Annotated in this window: 17 protein-coding genes; 5 read left to right on the top strand and 12 right to left on the bottom strand. The window is 68.8% G+C overall.

The genetic code is table 11. From position 1 onward, the window contains the following. Positions 1-31: 31 nt before the first annotated feature. A complete protein-coding gene (locus LC039_RS00655; protein WP_226621132.1) occupies positions 32-3,256 on the bottom strand; it encodes a DUF3971 domain-containing protein in 3,225 nt (1,074 codons plus the stop codon). Between the two features lie 138 nt (positions 3,257-3,394). On the opposite strand from LC039_RS00655, the gene LC039_RS00650 reads away from it, so the two are divergent. From LC039_RS00650 to LC039_RS00640, 3 genes are all read left to right on the top strand, one after another. After that, positions 3,395-3,847, top strand: a complete 453-nt coding sequence (locus LC039_RS00650) for a peroxiredoxin (RefSeq protein ID WP_226621131.1) — start codon at positions 3,395-3,397, stop codon at positions 3,845-3,847. A gap of 326 nt (positions 3,848-4,173) precedes the next feature. Beyond that, positions 4,174-5,487, top strand: a complete 1,314-nt coding sequence (locus LC039_RS00645; protein WP_226621130.1) for a DUF5930 domain-containing protein — start codon at positions 4,174-4,176, stop codon at positions 5,485-5,487. Beyond that, on the top strand, positions 5,477-5,968 hold the full coding sequence (locus LC039_RS00640; protein WP_226621129.1) for a bactofilin family protein: 492 nt from the start codon (positions 5,477-5,479) through the stop codon (positions 5,966-5,968). Before LC039_RS00645 ends, LC039_RS00640 begins: the two co-directional genes overlap by 11 nt. Before the next feature lie 81 nt (positions 5,969-6,049). On the opposite strand, the gene LC039_RS00635 is transcribed toward LC039_RS00640, so the two are convergent. Further along, positions 6,050-6,634, bottom strand: a complete 585-nt coding sequence (locus LC039_RS00635; protein ID WP_226621128.1) for an HNH endonuclease — start codon at positions 6,632-6,634, stop codon at positions 6,050-6,052. A gap of 190 nt (positions 6,635-6,824) precedes the next feature. Between LC039_RS00635 and LC039_RS00630 the strand changes: the two genes are divergently transcribed. Next, on the top strand, positions 6,825-7,256 hold the full coding sequence (locus tag LC039_RS00630; protein WP_226621127.1) for a VOC family protein: 432 nt from the start codon (positions 6,825-6,827) through the stop codon (positions 7,254-7,256). A 116-nt stretch (positions 7,257-7,372) separates the two neighbouring features. Here LC039_RS00630 and LC039_RS00625 read toward each other — a convergent pair whose 3' ends face one another. Both LC039_RS00625 and LC039_RS00620 read right to left on the bottom strand, forming a co-directional pair. Continuing rightward, the gene (locus tag LC039_RS00625; protein WP_226621126.1) at positions 7,373-8,038 is read right to left on the bottom strand and encodes an alpha/beta hydrolase; all 666 of its coding nucleotides are present in this window, start codon (positions 8,036-8,038) and stop codon (positions 7,373-7,375) included. Then, positions 8,035-8,682, bottom strand: a complete 648-nt coding sequence (locus tag LC039_RS00620) for a DNA-3-methyladenine glycosylase family protein (RefSeq protein WP_226621125.1) — start codon at positions 8,680-8,682, stop codon at positions 8,035-8,037. Before LC039_RS00620 ends, LC039_RS00625 begins: the two co-directional genes overlap by 4 nt. A gap of 147 nt (positions 8,683-8,829) precedes the next feature. Between LC039_RS00620 and LC039_RS00615 the strand changes: the two genes are divergently transcribed. Continuing rightward, a complete protein-coding gene (locus tag LC039_RS00615; protein WP_226621124.1) occupies positions 8,830-10,044 on the top strand; it encodes an MFS transporter in 1,215 nt (404 codons plus the stop codon). Between the two features lie 48 nt (positions 10,045-10,092). Here LC039_RS00615 and LC039_RS00610 read toward each other — a convergent pair whose 3' ends face one another. From LC039_RS00610 to LC039_RS00575, 8 genes are all read right to left on the bottom strand, one after another. Continuing rightward, positions 10,093-10,869, bottom strand: coding sequence for a squalene/phytoene synthase family protein (locus LC039_RS00610; protein WP_226621123.1), 777 nt, complete (start codon positions 10,867-10,869; stop codon positions 10,093-10,095). Further along, the gene (gene cimA / locus LC039_RS00605) at positions 10,856-12,487 is read right to left on the bottom strand and encodes a citramalate synthase (RefSeq protein WP_226621122.1); all 1,632 of its coding nucleotides are present in this window, start codon (positions 12,485-12,487) and stop codon (positions 10,856-10,858) included. Before cimA ends, LC039_RS00610 begins: the two co-directional genes overlap by 14 nt. A gap of 103 nt (positions 12,488-12,590) precedes the next feature. Next, positions 12,591-14,009 carry a cysteine--tRNA ligase gene (cysS, locus tag LC039_RS00600; protein WP_226621121.1) on the bottom strand — a complete coding sequence of 473 codons (1,419 nt, stop codon included), beginning with the start codon at positions 14,007-14,009 and terminating at the stop codon, positions 12,591-12,593. A 135-nt stretch (positions 14,010-14,144) separates the two neighbouring features. Continuing rightward, entirely contained in the window at positions 14,145-14,681 is a 537-nt protein-coding gene (locus LC039_RS00595; protein ID WP_226621120.1) for a DUF1697 domain-containing protein, read from the bottom strand. A 105-nt stretch (positions 14,682-14,786) separates the two neighbouring features. Continuing rightward, positions 14,787-15,557 carry a DUF4167 domain-containing protein gene (locus LC039_RS00590; RefSeq protein ID WP_226621119.1) on the bottom strand — a complete coding sequence of 257 codons (771 nt, stop codon included), beginning with the start codon at positions 15,555-15,557 and terminating at the stop codon, positions 14,787-14,789. 226 nt (positions 15,558-15,783) lie between these two features. Then, the gene (gene prmC / locus LC039_RS00585) at positions 15,784-16,629 is read right to left on the bottom strand and encodes a peptide chain release factor N(5)-glutamine methyltransferase (RefSeq protein ID WP_226621171.1); all 846 of its coding nucleotides are present in this window, start codon (positions 16,627-16,629) and stop codon (positions 15,784-15,786) included. Between the two features lie 5 nt (positions 16,630-16,634). Beyond that, on the bottom strand, positions 16,635-17,681 hold the full coding sequence (prfA, locus tag LC039_RS00580) for a peptide chain release factor 1 (RefSeq protein WP_226621118.1): 1,047 nt from the start codon (positions 17,679-17,681) through the stop codon (positions 16,635-16,637). Positions 17,682-17,783: 102 nt separating this feature from the next. Then, the gene (locus LC039_RS00575; RefSeq protein WP_226621170.1) at positions 17,784-18,191 is read right to left on the bottom strand and encodes a DUF1499 domain-containing protein; all 408 of its coding nucleotides are present in this window, start codon (positions 18,189-18,191) and stop codon (positions 17,784-17,786) included. Positions 18,192-18,301: the final 110 nt, after the last annotated feature.

Below are 18,301 nucleotides of genomic sequence, written 5' to 3'. Positions count from 1 at the left end.
ACTCTTGGGGGTCTTTTCGGGGGTGCGGGCGCTACTGACTCACCTGCGGGGGCGGGCGGCGGAAAATGTCACGGAACATGCCCGGAGTGAAGACCGAAAGCGGGTTCACGCTCACCGCCGGATCCGCCACCGGGCCACGCAGGTTGAAGTTGAAGCCGATCAGCCCCTCGCCCTTGCGCGAGAAGAGCTGGCCGATGCCGTTAATCACGTAGATCGGCGAAAGCACCCCTTGCATGTCCATCTGGCCGGTGGCGAGGTTGGCATAGCCGTCCATCGAGATCCCCATCGAGGGACCGGTGGCGCTGGAGCGGGTGAGGATGATCTGCTGCGGCGTCATGCGGAAGCGCGCGTCGACCTCGGAAAAGAAGATGCCCGGCCCGTTGAGCTGGTCGAGGATGCCGACCACGCTGATGCCGTCGAGCAGCTGCACCACGGCGGGGTTCTTCTGCATCCGGGTGCCCTCGATCTTCAGGGCGCCGTCATATTCGCCGCTGCGCCCCTGCACCGGCACCAGCGTTAGATCGAAGGTGCCGTCCTCGATGTTCTGCATGACGCCTGCGCCCTTGAGGACGTCTCCGGCGTCGCGCGCGCGGATGCGGATCGCCGTGCCGCCGTTCTGCGGCACCACGTCGCCCTGGATCGGAGCCCGCCCGCCGACCGCCCCGGTGAAACTGCCGTTCATACCACGCTTCGTGCTGAACGTTCCCTGGAAATTGCTGATGGCGATCTTGTCGGTCACTTGCAGCCGGTTCACCGCGACCTCGATCGGCCCGCCTCCGCCGCCGCCGGACCCGCCGAGCGGCGCGCCGCGCATGTCGAGCGCATTGCCGGTGATGCGGATCGCCGGGGCGACATTGGCCCCGCGCCCGGTCAGCACCGCCGCCCCGTCAAGCCAGCCGCCCGTGCGCAGCACCGGCAGCGACAGCCGCCGCAGGCTGCCATTGCCGTTGAGCGCAACGCTGCCCTGCGCGGTCAGCCCCGGCGCGGAGAGCGCCAGCCGTTCGACCGAAACCGGCGCGCCCAGCGTGGCCTCGACCTCGAGCGATCCGGTCCCGCCCTGAGACAGCCGCCAGCCAAGCTGCGGCAGCGAAACCCCCAGCCCCGCCATGTCCGAGGTCAGCACGAAACGCGGCGGCGCGCCCTTCTCCAGCGTGATGTCGATCTTGCCGCGGCCCTCGCCCGAGAAGGTGCCCTTGGGCAGACCGACGCCCAAGGCCTGGGAGACCGCCTCGGAAAGCACCACCTCGCCCTCGACCTTGCCCGGCGTACCGGGGGTGAAGGACTGCGTCCAGGCGCCATCGAAGGGCGCGCCCGACAGGTCTCCCTCGCCGCTGACGCTCACCCCGGTGTCGTCCACAGCAACGTAGAACTCCTCGGCGCTCAGCACCTTGCCCGGCACCACCTCGGCGCTTTCGACCCCGGTGACAGTGCCGTCGGCGATCACCGTGATCTCCTCGCGCTTCACCCCGCGCTTGAGCGGGGTGACGATGCGCACGTCGGCCGAGACCTCGCCGCTGCCGAGCGCAACGGGCTTGTTGGCCTTCTTCATCACCTCGAGCGGCGGCTCATCGAGATAGGAGAGCGCCGCCTCGAGGCTGCCGGTCGCGCGCACCATCACCTCTCCGGTCATCGGCCGTTCGGTCAGATCCGGGATGACAAAGCTCGAGCCCCTGCCCTCCAGCACCCCGCCCTGCCGCGGCCGAACCTCACCGCTGTCCAGCGCCACGGCCAGGCGGTTGCGCAGGAAGGTGAGCTGACCCACCCCCTCGTAGAGCCGCGGCAGCGTGCGCGAATAGGTCAGCTCGACGCCGGTGAACCGGCTCTGCAGGTAAGGCACCAGGCGGCCGCCCGGATCGAGCCGCAGCGCCAGGTTCACATCGTGGAAGGTGCCCGCGTAGATGTTCTTCTCGACCCAATCGCGCGCCTTTTCGGCGGCGGAGGGCGGCCAGTAGGCCAGCAGCGTCTCGGGTGTCAGCGTGTCGAGCTGCGCATCCAGCGCCATGTGCCAGCCGCCCTCTTCCGCCGAGAGCCTGCCGCTGGCGCGCAGCGGCAGTGCCGGGTCGGTGACCCGCAGCCGGCCAAGCTCGAAACGGAAGGGATCGAAGCTGAGCCGCCAGTCGGTCTCGGCCCCCGAGAGCTTGAGCCGGTCCTCGAAGACGCCTTCGGGATCGGCCTCGAGCCGGGAGAAGCGGAACTGGCCCACCATCGCGTCGGGCATGCCCTGCGAGAGCCCTTCGAGCTCCGCCGTCCCGTCCGAGACCAGGGTGCCAAGCGCGCTCTTCACCGAGATCTCGTCGAAGCTCAGCGTGCCGCTCGCCGGGTCGAAGGAGAAATAGGTGCGGGCCTCCTCGAAGGGAATCGGCTGCGTGTCAGCGCGCGGCTGCAGCACGCCCTCGCCGATCTGCAACGTCGCCGACATCTCGCCCAGATCGCTCGCATCGGTGAGCGAGCCGCGCAGCGCCCCCGAGATCGGCGCCCGCAGCCCGTTGAGCCAGGCCAGCGCCGGGGATTGGGTCGCGATGTCCTGGGCCGCGAGGCTGCTGAGGCTCACGCCGAACTCGGCGCTGCCGCGGCCGATCGGGCTCTCGGCGTTGAAGGAGAGCGTTGCCGGCACGTCGCCACGCCCGAGCAGCGCCACATCCCCCGACAGCGCCAGCGCGGCGCCGTCGCGGCGCAGGCCGATGCGCCCGCCATCGGCGGTCCAGGCGCGGCCCGCGCGGGCGTCCTCGTAGCGCAGGGTCAGCGCATCCGCCTCGAGCGCGCGCAGGCCGGACAGGCGCGGGTCCGCGGCCAGCTTGTCGATCTGCGCCATGATCGTCGGGATATCCGGCGCCGGCGCCCCCGAGCCGAAAAGCTCGTCGAAGCCCATGGTCAGCCGCCCCTCGGCATCGCGGCGCGCGGTGAGCTGCACCCCCGAGACCCGCGCCACGCGCAGCTCGTATTCCCCTTGCAGCAGCTTGGTCGGCGCGAGCCCAGCCTCGAGCAGGCCGAGCGTCAGCATCGGCGTGCCGTCGGTGCTGCGCAGCTCGACGTCGGTAAGCGCGATCCGCGCCAGCCAGTCCGGCTGCAGCCGCAGCCGCAGGTCGCCGAAATCGACCTCGGTGCCCGGCAGCGCCTCGGCCAGCCGCGCCTCGATGGCCGAGCGCAGCCAGTCCGGCGCCGAGACCGAACGGCCCATCGCGTACCAGATGCCGCCGCCCAGCAGCAGCGCCACAAGCAGCACCGCCCCCATGCCGCAGCCGCAACCCCAGATCACGACGCGGCGGCGTCTCGAGCGACGTTTCTTGCGGGTCGGGCCTTCTGTCACTGGCGGCGCGCTCTCATCTGGCTATTGTCCTATCCCGGGTTCTAGCCCAAGAACCCGGCAAAGCGAACCGCCCAAAGGAGATGCGCAATGACCGACATGGCCCCCGATTTCACCCTTCCCGTCACCGGCGGCGGAGAGATCACCCTGTCCGCGCTGCGCCCCGAGAAGGTGGTGCTGTTCTTTTATCCGCGCGACGACACCTCTGGCTGCACCGTGGAAAACCAGGACTTCACCCGCCTGCTGCCCGAGTTCGAGGCGCTTGGCGTGAAGGTCTTCGGCATTTCCGCCGACTCTCTGGACAGCCACGAGAAGTTCATGCGCAAGAAGGCCCTGACCGTGCCGCTGCTGTCGGACGAGACCGCGCAGACCTGCACCGCCTTCGGCGCGTGGAAGGAAAAGAAGATGTACGGCAAGACCTTCATGGGCATCGAGCGCAGCACCTTCCTGATCGACGGCGAGGGCCGTATCGTGCGCGAATGGCGCAAGGTGAAGGTGCCCGGCCACGCCGACGAGGTGCTGGCCGCCGCCAAGGAGCTCTGAGCTAGACCAACGCCCCTCGGAGGGCGTTGCAACCTCCTTCGTAGAACGTCGAACCGCGCCGAAAATCTGCGCAATGGGGCCGCCGCGAGGCGGCCTTTCTACCGTGGCGTCACCCGTTGACACAAAAACGGCGCAAAACCGGGCAGACCCTATCCGAAAGAAGTACCTGAGATCGGCGGGTTTTCGCCACATGCGCGCGCTTTCGCTTTCCGTTACGAATCGCAAGCCCAAAATTGTTGCGATTTCGGGGGGGTCTGTTAGTCCCTTCGGGGACGCGGGAATTAGGGGACCCGGGTCGGAATTGGGACGGAACGAGGGACAGACACGTGCGCACGCGGCTCGCGATACAATGGCACGCGCTTCTTGAGCGCTATTTTCCGGAACGTCGGCTTTTTCTGAGATCTGACACCGATACGCGGTTCATCCGCCTCCGATCCGGCACCCAGGCCATCGCGACGCTCGGCATCGCCCTCACCGTCGGCTGGACCATCGTCGCCACCTCGATCCTGCTGATGGACAGCATCAGCGCCGGCAACTTTCGCGAGCAGTCCCGCCGCGACCAGACCACCTACCAGCAGCGCCTGAACGAATTGTCCCGCGAGCGCGACGTCCGCGCCGCCGAGGCCAAGGCCGCGCAGGAACGGTTCAACACCGCCCTCGCCCAGGTCTCCGAGATGCAGTCCCAGCTTCTCGACAGCGAGACCCGCCGCCGCGAACTCGAAACCGGCATCGACGTGATCCAGGCCACCCTCGGCACCACCATGAAACAGCGCGAAGAGGCCAGCACCCGCCTTGCCGCGCTGCAGGAGCAGATTGCCGAAGGCGGGACCGCCCTGGCCTCCGCCGCCGGCGAAGGCGACGGCACGCTCGACCTGCTCTCGGATATGCTGGCCCGCACCGCCGCCGAACGGGATCAGGTGGTCGCCGACGCGCAGGACGCGCTGGTCCGCGCCGACGAGATCGCCACCGAACTGCGCCTGCGCGAAGAGCAGAACGACATCATCTTCCGCCAGCTCGAGGACGCGATGACCATCTCGGTCGAGCCGCTGGACAAGATGTTCAAGGCCGCCGGCATGAACCCCGACAGCCTCATCAAGCAGGTCCGCAAGGGCTATTCCGGCCAGGGCGGCCCGCTTACCCCGCTGACCTTCAGCACCCGCGGCGAGGAACCCTCGCTCGACGCCGAGCGCGCCAACCGCATCCTCGGCGAGATGGACAAGCTGAACCTCTACCGCATCGCCGCCGAGAAGGCCCCCTTCTCGGTGCCGCTGAAGGATCCGTTCCGCTTTACCTCGGGCTTCGGCCGCCGCTGGGGCCGCCTGCACGCGGGCACCGATTTCGCCGCGCCGCACGGCACGCCGATCTATGCCACCGCCGACGGCGTCGTCACCCACGCCGGCTGGATGTCGGGTTACGGACGTCTGGTGAAGGTGCAGCACGAGTTCGGGATCGAGACGCGCTATGCGCACATGTCCAAAATCAACGTGAAGGTCGGCCAAAGGGTCTCGCGCGGGCAGCAGGTTGGTGCTATGGGAAATACAGGACGGTCGACCGGCACGCACCTTCACTACGAGGTCCGCGTTGGTGGGGAGCCCGTCAATCCCATGATCTACATCAAGGCTGCTAACGATGTTTTCTAAGAGCAAGATCAATGAACCCGGGCCCAAGGCCGAGGATACCGCGGCAAAGCCCGCTGTTTCCGATGCGCCCCGGTCGACCGAGTTCAAACCGACCGCACCGAAAGCCAAGCCGCCGGCTTCGGTCCTGTCGAGCGATCTGCACATCACGGGCAACATCAAGACCACCGGCGACATCCAGGTCGAGGGTACGATCGAGGGCGACATCCGCGCCCACCTGCTGACCGTCGGCGAGAGCGCCACGATCAAGGGCGAGATCGTCGCCGATGACGTGGTGATCAACGGCCGCATCGTGGGCCGTGTGCGCGGCCTCAAGGTCCGCCTGACCGCCACCGCCCGCGTCGAGGGCGACATCATCCACAAGACCATCGCCATCGAGTCCGGCGCCCATTTCGAGGGCTCGGTGCAGCGCGCCGACGACCCGCTCTCGACCGGCAAGGGCAAGGTCGCAGCGGCGCCCGCCGCGGAGCCGACCGCCGGCTGAGCCTTACGGCCAGACCAGAAATGCGAACGCCGGGCCCCTGCCCGGCGTTTCTCGTTTCGGCGCCCCGCTGTCGCGCTCGCGTCAGGCCTCCAGCTCGGCATCCCAGTAGAGGAAGTCCAGCCAGCTGTCGTGCAGGTGGTTGGGCGGGAACTTGCGGCCGACGTTGAGCAGCTCCCCGGCGGTGGGCTGGCGCGGCGCGCGGTAGAGCGACATGCCGGCGCGGCGCAGGCTCTTCGAGCCCTTGCGCAGGTTGCACGGCGAGCAGGCGGCCACCACGTTCTCCCAACTGGTGATCCCGCCCGAGGCACGCGGCACCACGTGGTCGAAGGTCAGGTCGCCCTTGCTGCCGCAGTACTGGCAGCGGAATTCATCCCTCAAGAAAAGATTAAAGCGCGTGAAGGCCACGCGCTTTCTCGGTTTTACGTAATCTTTGAGGACGACGACACTCGGTATCTTCAGCACCATCGAGGGGCTTCGGACCTCTTCGTCGTATTCGGCGATGATATCCACCCTGTCGAGGAAGGCCGCCTTCACCGCTTCCTGCCATGGCCAGAGCGACAATGGGTAGTAGGAGAGCGGGCGGTAGTCCGCGTTCAGCACCAGCGCCGGGTGTTGGCGGAGCGCCGAGGGCTCTCGTACGAAATGTGTCCTGAAGTCGCCGTCCATGAGTGAGTCGTCCCCCGCTCTGTCTGCTCGTAAGGGCACCAGAGCGGGACCACCCGCCCCAGCTTCTAAACCACTATATATCGCGGAAAGGCTCTGACAAGCCTCGCTATATGCCCTGATGCCCCTGTGGATAGGTGATGCTCATGACATGAGCATGACACCAAGGCGCGGCATCGGCTAGTCTTCTCGCATGAGTGATTTGCCCCTGCCCGACGCCGCCCCGCCACCCTTTGTTCTCGAAGCCGCGCTCTATTGCCCCGACCTCGATGCCGCCGAGACCTTCTACGGCGAGGTGATGGGGCTCGAGAAGATATCGCGCGTCGACAGCCGCCACGTCTTCTTCCGGGTCGGCACCGGGGTGCTGCTGATCTTCAACCCCGACGAAACCGAGAAGCCGCCGCGCAACCCCGCCCTGCCGGTCCCGAGCCACGGCGCGCGCGGGCCGGGGCACGTGTGCCTTGCCATGCCCGGCGAGGCGCTGGAACGCTGGCGCAAGCGGCTGCAGGAGGCAGGCGTCGCGATCGAGGCGGATTTCACCTGGCCGAACGGCGCGCGCTCGATCTACGTCCGCGACCCGGCGGGCAATTCGCTGGAACTGGCCGAGCCGAGGCTCTGGGGCTAGCGAGCCTGCATGGCCGCGAAAGGCCCCGAACCGCCTCGGGCCAGCACGCCTTGGCCCCGCGCGGCCGCAGGTCCGCTACAGGCACTGCGCGTCACGCGGGCAGGCCCGCCGACGCGCTAGAACCCGCACTTGTCGCGCAGGAAGGCCAGCGCCACGCCCAGCCCCTCGGGGTCGATGCCGTGGCCGGTGCCCTTCATCACGTGGGCATAGACCTCTTTCCACCCGGCGCCCTGCAGCGCCTCGGCGGCGGCGGGCAGCGATTCCGGCGGCACCACCTCGTCCTGATCGCCATGCACCAGCAGCACCGGCGGCCGGCTCACCACCTCGTCGGCGAGCAGCTCGGGCGAGACCAGCCGTCCGGAGAATGCCACGACCCCCGCGACCTCGTCCTCGCGCCGCGGCGCCACGTGCAGCGACATCATCGAGCCCTGCGAGAAGCCGAAGAGCGCCACCTGCTCGGGCAGCAGGTCCTCGTCGACCATCAGCGCATCGAGAAAGGCGTTCAGATCCTCGACCGCCCGCGCCATGCCTTGCATGGATTCCTCTTCCGAGGAACCGTCGATCCAGGGGATCGGGAACCACTGGAAGCCCATGGGCGCGCCCGCGCAGTCCTCGGGGGCGTCGGGGGCGACGAACATCGTGTCGGGCAGGTGCTCGGCGAGCGGATCGGCGAGGCCCAGCAGATCGGCGCCATTGGCGCCATAGCCGTGCAGGAAGACGACGCAGGAACGGGTCTCGCCCGATGCGGGGCCCTTGCGGCCGGCCTGAAGAACGCGGGTCATGCAATACCTTCTCTTTGCTTGCGCACATGGTAGTAGGCCCAGAGCGCGCGCGCCGCAACAGCCCGCCAGGGGCTCCAGGCCTCGGCCATCTGCCGCAGCGCCCGCTCCTTGGGCCGTTCGTCGAGTTCGAAGAGCAGCCGTGCCGCCTCCTGCAGCGCCAGATCGCCCGGCGCGAAGACATCCGCATGGCCGAGCGAGAACATGGCGTAGATCTCGGCGGTCCAGACCCCGATCCCCTTCACCGCTGTCAGCCTCTCAACCACCACGGGTGTCGGAGCCTCGCGCAGCGCGTCGAAGTCGATGCCCTCGGCCGCCAGCGCCTGCGCATAGGTGGCCTTCTGCCGCGACAGGCCAAGCGCGCGCAGCCCCTCGAGGTCGGTGCTCAGGATCGCCTCGGGGGTGGTCATCCCCGCCGCCTCCAGCCGCGCCCAGATCGCCCGCGCCGAGGCCACGCTGACCTGCTGGCTGACGATCGCCGACAGCAACTGCCCGAAGCCGGCGTCGCGCCGCCGGAGCGGCAGCGGGCCGGTGAGCTCCAGCGCATGGGCAAAGCGCGGCTCAGCGGCCGCCAGCCATTCGCAGCCCTCGGTCACGCAGGCATCCGAGTGGATGATCCGTCCGACCTGCAGCATCTCGTCGCTCATCTCGGCCCTTTCGTCTTTCTTCACGGTCTCAACGTCCCGGCGGCGCAATGCCCCGAAGCGCGCGGCGGACGCAAAGCGGCGTCAGGCCGCAGCCATACCCGCGTGTGCCCCCTTGTGCTTCGCCGGCACGCGCCCTACCGATTTGCCATGCACAGCACATCAGACTCCCGCGCCCGGCGCAATGTCACCGTTCTGGTTCTCGCGCAGGCGTTCCTCGGCGCGCAGATGCCGATGATCTTCACCATCGGCGGGCTGGCCGGGCAGTCGCTGGCGCCGAACCCCTGTTTCGCCACGTTGCCGATCTCGCTGATCGTGCTGGGGTCGATGCTTTCCGCCACCCCGGTCTCGGCCTTCATGCAGCGCTTCGGACGCCGCGCCGGCTTCGTGCTGGGCACTGCGGGCGGCACGCTCGGGGGCATCGTGGGCGCAACGGGGCTCTACCTGCAGTCTTTCCCGATCTTCCTGCTCGGCAGCCTGCTCACCGGGCTCTACATGTCGGCGCAGGGCTTCTACCGCTTCGCCGCCGCCGACACCGCCAGCCCCGCCTTCCGCCCCAAGGCGATCTCCTACGTGATGGCGGGGGGGCTGGTCTCGGCGCTGATCGGACCGCAGCTGGTGAAGCTGACCGCCAACGCCTACGTGATCCCCTTCTTCGGCACCTATGCCGCGGTGATCGCGGTGAACCTCATAGGTGCGCTGCTCTTCCTCTTCCTCGACATCCCCAAGCCCCCGGCCCCGGCCCCCGGCAGCGACTACGGCCGCACCCGCTGGCAGCTGCTCACCACCCCGCGCATCGCCGTGGCGGTGATCTGCGGCATGGTGAGCTATGCGCTGATGAACCTGGTGATGACCTCCACCCCGCTGGCGGTGGTGGGCTGCGGCTACGAGACCTCTGACGCCGCCAACGTGGTCAGCGCCCACGTTCTGGCGATGTTCGCGCCGTCGTTCTTCACCGGCCAGATCATCAACCGCTTCGGGGTCGAGAAGGTCATGGGCCTCGGGCTCTTCATCCTCGCCGGCGCGGGCGCCGTGGCGATGACCGGGGTCGAGCTGGAGAATTTCTTCGTCGCGCTGGTGCTGCTGGGGATCGGCTGGAACTTCGGCTTCATCGGGGCGACCACCATGCTGGCCGGCGCGCATACGGCGGAAGAGCGCGGCCGCATGCAGGGGCTGAACGACCTGCTGGTTTTCGGCGGGGTGACCTTCGCCTCACTGGCCTCGGGCGGGCTGATGAACTGCTCGGGCGGCACGCCGCAGGAGGGCTGGAGCGCCGTGGTCATGGCGATGGCGCCCTTCCTGGTGCTGGCCGGCGGCGCGCTGATCTGGCTGGTGCTGCGGCCCGTCGAGCAGCCGGCAGAGTGAGCCAACTTCCTTCGAAGGGCGTAGCACCTCGCCTCGAAGAGAGGTGCGTTAGACCCGCCCGGTGAAGCCGGCCTTGACCAGCCGCGCGCGCTTCGAGAACTCGGAAAGCTCCAGCGTTCCCTCGGCCACCCGCTGCGGCGCCTTCGCCGCCAGCGCCAGCAGCGGCCCTGCCTGCCATCCGGCGAGCAGCGCCGGGCGCGACGCCTTGGGCACTGCCCCAAACCCCCGGTGCGCCCGCCGCAGCCGCTCGAGCCCGCCACGTGCCAGCGCCGCCACGCCCTCGGGCCGACCGTCGAGCAGTGGCACCCGGCCCTTGCTCTCCAGCTCCGGCACCGCGCGCAGGAAGGCGGCGAGGCCGAAGGCATAGCCCGCGTCCAGCGCCACCGCCTCGTCCATCCCGCCAAGCGCCCGCCCCGCCGCAAGCAGCAGCAGCCCCGAGGTTTCCTCGAGATAGCGCGTCAGATGCGCCTCGTCCTCGAAGGGATCGCGGTAGATGTCCCAGCGCCGCGCGCCGACCAGCGGGTCGAGCCGGGCCGCGGTGTCGCGGTCCAGAACCTGCGAAAGCGGCGTCACCACCTCGTGCCGCCGCACCTCGCCACCCTGCGCGATCTCTTCGAGCGCGTCGCGCCACCATTGCAGGCGCATCTCGGCGATCATCGTCTCCTGCGTCACCCAGGGCGCGCGGGCGACCTCGAGATTGAACGCATAGAGCGGGAAGAGCACCCGCCGCGCCTCGGGCGGCGCGGCCATGGCGGCGGTGAACCGGTCGGGGTCGCCGCGCTCGATCAGCCCGGCGCAGGCGATCAGGTCGTCACTGAGCTGCACGCGCCACCCCGCAGTCGCGGATCAGCTTCCAGCGCACGGCATCCAGCAGCGCCTCGAAGGACGCATCGACTATGTTGGCGCTGACGCCCACGGTCTGCCAGCGCCGGCCCGAGCCATCCTCGCTGTCAATGATGACCCGGGTCACGGCTTCGGTGCCGCCCTGGGTGATGCGCACCTTGAAGTCGACCAGCCGCATGTCGTCGATCACCGACTGGTAGCGACCGAGATCCTTGGCCAGCGCCTTCGACAGCGCGTTGACCGGGCCGCGGTCATGGCCCTCGGTGTCGAGGCTGTCGGAGACCGAGAGCTTCTTCTCACCGTCCACCTTGACCACCACCACGGCCTCGGAGAGCGAGACCATCTGGTCGTACTTGTTCTTGCGGCGCTCGATGGTCACCCGGTAGCGCTTCACCTCGAAGAACTCGGGCAGCAGCCCCAGCTCGTCGCGCGCCAGAAGCTCGAAGCTCGCCTGTGCGGTGTCGTAGGTGTAGCCCTCGGCCTCCTTGGCCTTGATCCGCTCGAGGATGCGCCCGAGCGCCGGATCGCCCTTCTCGACCTCCAGCCCCGCCTCGGCGAGGCGGCGGCGCAGGTTCGACTGGCCGGCCTGGTTCGACATCGGGATGACCCGGCGGTTGCCCACCACGCCCGGCTCGATGTGCTCGTAAGTCGTTGGATCCTTGAGGATCGCGCTGGCGTGCAGCCCCGCCTTGTGGGCAAAGGCCGAGCTGCCCACGTAGGGCGCCTGGCGCATCGGCACGCGGTTGAGGATCTCGTCGAGCATCCGGCTCACCTGCGTGATGCCCTCGACCGCCTCGGGGCTCACCCCGGTCTCGTAGCGGCTGGCATAGGGCGCCTTCAGCAGCAGCGTCGGGATCAGCGTGGTGAGATTGGCATTGCCACAGCGTTCGCCGAGTCCGTTCAAGGTGCCCTGAAGCTGCCGCACGCCCGCGTCGATCGCCGCCAGCGTGCAGCCCACGGCGTTCTCGGTGTCGTTGTGGGTGTGGATGCCGAGCTTGTCTCCGGGCACGCCCGCCGCGATCACCTCGCGCACGATGCGCCCGACCTCGTCGGGCAGCGTGCCGCCATTGGTGTCGCAGAGCACGACCCAGCGCGCACCGTTCTCCAGCGCCGCCTTCACGCAGTCCAGCGCGTAGCCGGGGTTGGCCTTGTAGCCGTCGAAGAAGTGTTCCGCATCGAACAGCGTCTCGCGCTGCTGCGAGACGCAATGGGCAATCGACGAGGAAATCGCCTCGAGGTTCTCCTCCAGCGTGATGCCGAGCGCGGTGGTGACGTGGAACTCATGGGTCTTGCCGACGAGGCAGACCGAGGGCGTGCCCGCATTGAGCACCGCCGCCAGCACGTCGTCATTGGCCGCAGAGCGCCCTGCCCGCTTGGTCATGCCGAAGGCGGTCACCGTGGCGCGGGTCTGGCCGACCTCGTCGAAGAAGGCGCTGTCGGTGGGGTTGGCGCCGGGCCAGCCGCCCTCGATGTAGTCGACCCCCAGCGCGTCCAGCGCCGCGACGATGCGGTGCTTCTCGGCAGTGGAGAACTGCACGCCCTGCGTTTGCTGCCCGTCGCGCAGGGTGGTGTCGTAGATGTAGAGACGCTCCTTCCCCATCACGCCCCTCCTTTCCGTGTCTTGGCGTTGCGGTTCCCGCACGAGCCTTGGTCCGGGCGACCAGCCCGGGCCGCGCCCGACCCTCCGCTCTGCATGAGATAGGTCACACCAGCCCCTCCAACTTGGCCGCATCGAAGCCCGCACCGGGCAGAAGCTCGACGCCCGCCTTGGACATGCGCACCTCAACCCCCGCCTCGATCAGCGCGGCCTTGAGCCGGTCGACCTCGGAGAAATCCTTGGTTTCCATGGCCTTGACACGGACACCCGCGAGATGCTCGGCAAGGGCCGAGAGGTCCGGCCCGGCACTGACCCAACCGCCCAAGTCGTCGGTCAGCAGGCCCAGCAGCTGCGCCGAGGCGAGCAGCACGCCCGCCGCAGCCGGGTTGCCCGCGGCGTCCTTGGCCAGCTTGTGCAGCCGGGTCAGCGCGCCCGCGGTATTCAGATCATCCGACAGCAGCGTCACCAGCTCGGCATCCGCCTCACCAGGCTCGGCGCCCTCGGTCACCGCGTGCCAGCTCCGCAGGGTCGCCTCGGCCTGCGCCGCCTTCTCGGCGGTCCAGTCCATCGGCTTGCGGTAATGGGTCGAGAGCATGACGAAGCGGATCACCTCGCCCGGCACGGCGGGCATGCCGTCGTGCCCATCCAGCAGATCGCGCACGGTGAAGAAGTTGCCCAAGGATTTGGACATCTTCTTGCCCTCGACCTGCAGCATCTCGTTGTGCAGCCAGACCTTGGCGAAGTCGCCATGCGGGTGCGCGCAGCAGCTCTGGGCGATCTCGTTCTCGTGGTGCGGGAACATCAGGTCGTTGCCGCCGCCGTGGATGTCGAAGCTCTCGCCCAGCAGCTCATAGGCCATGGCCGAGCATTCGATGTGCCAGCCCGGACGGCCCCGGCCCCACGGGCTGTCCCAGCCCGGCAGGTCATCCGCCGAGGGCTTCCACAGCACGAAATCCATCGGGTTGCGCTTGTAGGGCGCCACCTCGACCCGCGCCCCAGCGATCATGTCATCGACCGAGCGGCCCGAGAGAGCGCCATAACTCTTGTAGCTCTCGACGGCGAAGAGCACGTGCCCCTCGGCCTCGTAGGCGTGGCCGTCGGCGATCAGCCCCTCGATCATCGCGATCATCTGTCCGATGAACTGCGTGGCGCGCGGCATGTGATCGGGCTCCGCGACCCCGACCGCGCCCATGTCTTGCAGGTACCAGCCGATGGTTTCCTCGGTGCGCTCGGCGATCAGCTCTTCGAGGCTGCGCGGATCTCCCGCCGCCTTGCGCGCCTGCGCGGTGGCGTTGATCTTGTCGTCGACGTCGGTGAAGTTGCGCACGTAGGTCACGTGCTCCGGCCCGTAGACGTGGCGCAGCAGCCGGGCGAGCACGTCGAAGACGATGGCCGGGCGGGCGTTGCCGAGGTGCGCGCGGTCGTAGACGGTCGGCCCACAGACGTACATCCGGACATTGTCGGGGTCGATCGGCGTGAAGACCTCCTTGCGGCGGGTCTTCGTGTTGGTCAGCGAGATGGTCATGTCGCGCTCCTTCGCGGCGGTCGCGGCGGGATTAGCAACTTCGTCTCTCGATTGGAATAGAAGACCGGCCCGCCGAAGAAATCAGCGGGTAATGCAGCAAATCAGGGTGGTGATGCGCAGGGTCATGTGGCGGTTCTAACGCGTCTCTTCCCCTGCGTCCAGAAGCTCGATGAGCTTGCCGAGCGACGAGAGGTTGCGGGCGGTGAGCGGCGCCCCTCCGATGGCCTCGAGCCGCGGCGCCAGCTTGGAGCGCCCGAAGCCGCCGGGAGTGTGCAGCCAGAGCAGGTGCTCCTCGGCGGCCACCTCGTCTCCCGGCGCGGCGAAGCGCTCGAACAGCGCGCGGTCGAGGCGCAATGGCCCGAAGGCAAAACAGGCGTGCACCAGTTTCGGTGCGGCGGGCGCAAAGGGACAGGCGGCGACCGCCCGGCGGATCCGCGCGGGCGGCAGGACCAGCACCGGCACGTCGAGGCCCCGTTCCGCCAAGGCCTCGCGCAGTGCGTCCGCCAATGCGCCGCGGCCCCCTTCCGCCTCAAAGACCAGGTTGCCCGAGGCGAGATGGCTCTGCACCTCCCGCCAGCCCAGCCCCGCGCAAAGGGCGCGCAGATCGGCCATGGGCAGCGCGTTCGCCCCGCCGACGTTGAGACCGCGCAGCAGTGCCACGTGCAGGCTCATTGGCCCTGCCCTCCGCCGCATCCGGCCGCAAGGCGCGCAGGAAAAAGGCCCCGTCCTTGCGGCGGGGCCTTTTCGAGAACTGTCACAGAGGCCATGCGCCCCGGGTCATTCGACCGCGTTCGGCGCGGCGCCGCCGTCGCTGGCGGCATCCTCGGGCTTCTTGCGCGGCTTGCGCGGGCGCTTGGGCTTCTCGGCGGGCTGCGCCTCGGCGCTGCCCTCGGTCGAGGCCTCGCCGCCTTCGGTCTTCTTGCTGCGGCGCGCGCGCGGCTTCGGCGCGGCCTTGGGCTTGCTCTCGGCGCGGCTTTCCGGCGTCTCGACGAGACCGCTGTCGCTCTCGTCGTCGCTGCCACCCCCCAGAACATCCGGCTGATCGCCGAGGCCCGGCACGCCCGACTGCTCCGGCTCGGGCTGCTTGGGCTGCGGTTGCGGCTCGTAGCTGGCCTCGGGCTGCTGGCTGCTACCCTGCTGACCGACACCCTGCTGACTACCGCCGTGCTGTCCGCCGCCCTGCTGGCCACCGTCGCTGCGGTTCTGATCGCGGTTCTGGTCACGGTCCGAGCGGTCGCGGTCGCGCTGCGCCTGGCGCTCGCGGTTCTCGCGCTCCTGCTGCTCGCGGCGCTGGTCGGCCTCTTTCTGCGCTTCCGAGAGCAGGCGCATGTAGTGTTCGGCGTGCTGCTGGAAGTTCTCGGCGGCGACGCGGTCGTTGCCAAGAGCTGCATCGCGGGCAAGCTGGTTGTATTTGTCGATGATCTGCTGCGGCGTGCCGCGCACCTTGCCCTCCGGGCCCGAACTGTCGAACACGCGGTTGACGACGTTCCCAAGAGTGTTGCGGTTGCGGTTGTTCTTCGACCGCGAGCGGGATTTCGAGGATCGCATCTTGTCTGCTATCAGCCTTGTGTCTGACTGTCCCTGTGATCTCGGCGCTGCACCTTGTCGGCGCGGTCTTGACCGTGATCACTCCAATGTCGGGTTAACGTCGAGCGGGACCGCTGTGAGGCATCCACCGCTCCGACCCCTCCTGCTAATCATTTGTGGCCCCGCGTGACAAGAGAAAATCGCCCGATTTCCGACGATTTCCCCGAAAGCGCGGCAAACGCGGAGGTCAAAGCGCTTCAAGTCGCCCGCTGACCACCCTGTCGCGCCCGTCGAGATCGGTGATTGCCGCAACGTCACGCAGCCCCGCCGCGGCGAAGAGCGCCGCGACATCAGCGCCCTGCGCCGGGCCGATCTCGACCAGCAGCCGCCCGCCCGGAAGCAGGTGCCGCGCGGCCTCGGAGGCAATGGCCCGATAGGCGGCGAGCCCGTCGCCCTCGTCGGTCAGCGCCATACGCGGCTCGTGCTCGCGCACCTCCGGCGAAAGGCCGGCCATCTCCGACAGCGCGATATAGGGCGGGTTCGACACGATCAGGTCGAAGCGCTCGGGCGCCTGCGCCAGCGCGCCCCACCAGTTGCCCTGCGCCAGCGCGGCGCGCGGCTCGAGTTGCAGCGCGTTGCGGTTCCAGAAGGCCACCTCGAGCGCCGTGTCGCTGAGGTCGGTGCCGATGCCCGTCGCTCCCTCGCGCTCGGCCAGCAGGGTCAGCAGGATGCAACCCGAGCCGGTGCCGAGGTCGAGCACCCGGGTGAACGGGCCCGAGAGCGCCGCCTCGATCAGGATTTCCGTTTCGGGGCGGGGGTCGAGCACCTCGGGGGTCACGAGAAACTCGCGGCCGTAGAATTGCCGCCGCCCGATCAGATGCGAGACCGGCACGCGCGCGGCGCGGCGGTCGATCAGCGCATCGAAGATCACCGCGTGCTCGGGCGAGACCGGCTCGGGCAGGAACAGCGTCAGCCGCCCGGGCGGCACCTTCAGCACATGCGCCAGCAGCCGCCGCGCGTCGCGCCCGGGATCGGCCACCCCGGCCTCGACGAGACGCGCCGTGGCGCGGGCAAGCAGGGCGGAGCCGGTCATCGCGGTCATGCCAGTTCCGCCAGCATCGCGGCCTGCGCGTCGGCGGTCAGCGCGTCGATGATCTCGTCGAGATCGCCGCCGAGGATGGCCTCGAGCCGGTAGAGCGTCAGCCCGATGCGGTGATCGGTCATCCGGCCCTGCGGGAAGTTGTAGGTGCGGATACGCTCCGACCGATCGCCCGAGCCGACCTGCGCCTTGCGGTCCGAGGCACGGCTGTCGGCGGCCTTCTGCCGCTCCATGTCGTAGAGCCGGGCGCGCAGCACGTTCATCGCGATCTCGCGGTTGCGGTGCTGGGACTTCTCGGAGGAGGTCACGACGAGCCCGGTCGGGATGTGGGTGATGCGTACGGCGGAATCCGTGGTGTTGACGTGCTGCCCACCCGCCCCCGAGCTGCGCATGGTGTCGATGCGGAGGTCGCTTGCGTTGATCTCGATGTCCACCGCCTCGGCCTCGGGCAGCACCGCCACCGTCGCCGCCGAAGTATGGATGCGCCCGCCGCTCTCGGTTTCCGGCACGCGCTGGACCCGGTGCACGCCGCTTTCGAACTTCAGCCGGGCAAAGACGTTCTCGCCCTCGATCCGCACCACCAGTTCCTTGATGCCGCCAAGCTCGGACATCTGCTCCTCGATCACCTCCCAGCGCCAGCCGCGGGTCTCGGCGTAGCGCTGGTACATGCGGGCGAGATCGCCGGCGAAGAGCGCCGCCTCGTCGCCGCCGGTGCCGGGGCGGATCTCGAGGATCGCCGGGCGGGCGTCGGCGGCGTCGCGCGGCAGCAACGCCAGTTGCAGCGCGTGCTCGGCCTCGGGCAGGCGGGCACGGAGCTGCGGCAGCTCCTCCTCGGCCAGCGCCTTCATCTCGGGGTCGGCGAGCATTTCCTCGGCCTCGGCGAGATCGGCCTGCAGGGTTTCCCATTCGGTGATCTGGTCGACCACGGGCTTGAGCTCGGCATATTCCCGTCCGAGCGCGGCGATATCGCCGCGGCCCTCGGCCATGCAGGCCTGGACATATTCGAAACGGTCACGGATCTGGTGAAGGCGGTCTGCGGGGATCATGCCGACCTCCTTTCCCGATTGCCGCGCGGCGGTCAAGTCCGCGCGCAACGGGAACAAATCCCTTCGAAGGGATTTACCGGCGACGCCGACGCCGCCTGCGACTCAGTTCTGCCGGGCTTCCAGCTCCGACAGCCAGCCATCGACGCGGGCCTTGTTCACCCCCATGTCCGACTGCCCGAAGCGTTGGCGGGCATAGAGCCCGAGCTGGCCGTCGTCCTGCTGCACGGTGGTGTAGTCGGGAAAGCCCATCCACTTCGAGCGCGAGACATAAGTCACGCGGCCCTCGCCCGGATTGCCGGCAAGCACCTCGGTGCGCGGGCTCTCGAGGATGATCCGATGCAGCGTCTCGAAAGTCTCTTCCCCGCCCGGGATACGCCGGCGCACGCCGCTGGCAAGATCCTGGTCGGCGCTCACCTGCGGGTCGACGTTCCAGACCGCGGGGTCCGACGGCGCGAGCCGAATCCAGGCCAGCCCAGCGACCACCAGCAGCAGCAAACCCCAGAATATCATCCGCACCACGCGTTCCTTTCGTCTCTTTGCACCCGCGGCGACGGAGGCCGCGGATGACTCCTGATTTCACAAATCCGCTGCCCGATCAAAGCGCCTCACGCGCCACTCGC

The organism is Alloyangia pacifica (assembly GCF_020524285.1).
Lineage (GTDB): Bacteria > Pseudomonadota > Alphaproteobacteria > Rhodobacterales > Rhodobacteraceae > Salipiger > Salipiger pacificus_B.
Note: the sequence above shows the minus strand (reverse complement) of the source record. Positions and strands in the feature narration are given on the sequence as shown.

Bases quoted from the DNA above. Each gene is read 5' to 3' on its own strand.
- LC039_RS00650 (WP_226621131.1), top strand. From the start codon at position 3,395: ATGACCGACATGGCCCCCGATTTCACCCTTCCCGTCACCGGCGGCGGA.
- LC039_RS00640 (WP_226621129.1), top strand. From the start codon at position 5,477: ATGTTTTCTAAGAGCAAGATCAATGAACCCGGGCCCAAGGCCGAGGAT.
- LC039_RS00635 (WP_226621128.1), bottom strand. From the start codon at position 6,634: ATGGACGGCGACTTCAGGACACATTTCGTACGAGAGCCCTCGGCGCTC.
- LC039_RS00630 (WP_226621127.1), top strand. From the start codon at position 6,825: ATGAGTGATTTGCCCCTGCCCGACGCCGCCCCGCCACCCTTTGTTCTC.
- LC039_RS00625 (WP_226621126.1), bottom strand. From the start codon at position 8,038: ATGACCCGCGTTCTTCAGGCCGGCCGCAAGGGCCCCGCATCGGGCGAG.
- LC039_RS00620 (WP_226621125.1), bottom strand. From the start codon at position 8,682: ATGAGCGACGAGATGCTGCAGGTCGGACGGATCATCCACTCGGATGCC.
- LC039_RS00615 (WP_226621124.1), top strand. From the start codon at position 8,830: ATGCACAGCACATCAGACTCCCGCGCCCGGCGCAATGTCACCGTTCTG.
- cimA (WP_226621122.1), bottom strand. From the start codon at position 12,487: ATGGGGAAGGAGCGTCTCTACATCTACGACACCACCCTGCGCGACGGG.
- cysS (WP_226621121.1), bottom strand. From the start codon at position 14,009: ATGACCATCTCGCTGACCAACACGAAGACCCGCCGCAAGGAGGTCTTC.
- LC039_RS00595 (WP_226621120.1), bottom strand. From the start codon at position 14,681: ATGAGCCTGCACGTGGCACTGCTGCGCGGTCTCAACGTCGGCGGGGCG.
- LC039_RS00590 (WP_226621119.1), bottom strand. From the start codon at position 15,557: ATGCGATCCTCGAAATCCCGCTCGCGGTCGAAGAACAACCGCAACCGC.
- prmC (WP_226621171.1), bottom strand. From the start codon at position 16,629: ATGACCGGCTCCGCCCTGCTTGCCCGCGCCACGGCGCGTCTCGTCGAG.
- prfA (WP_226621118.1), bottom strand. From the start codon at position 17,681: ATGATCCCCGCAGACCGCCTTCACCAGATCCGTGACCGTTTCGAATAT.
- LC039_RS00575 (WP_226621170.1), bottom strand. From the start codon at position 18,191: ATGATATTCTGGGGTTTGCTGCTGCTGGTGGTCGCTGGGCTGGCCTGG.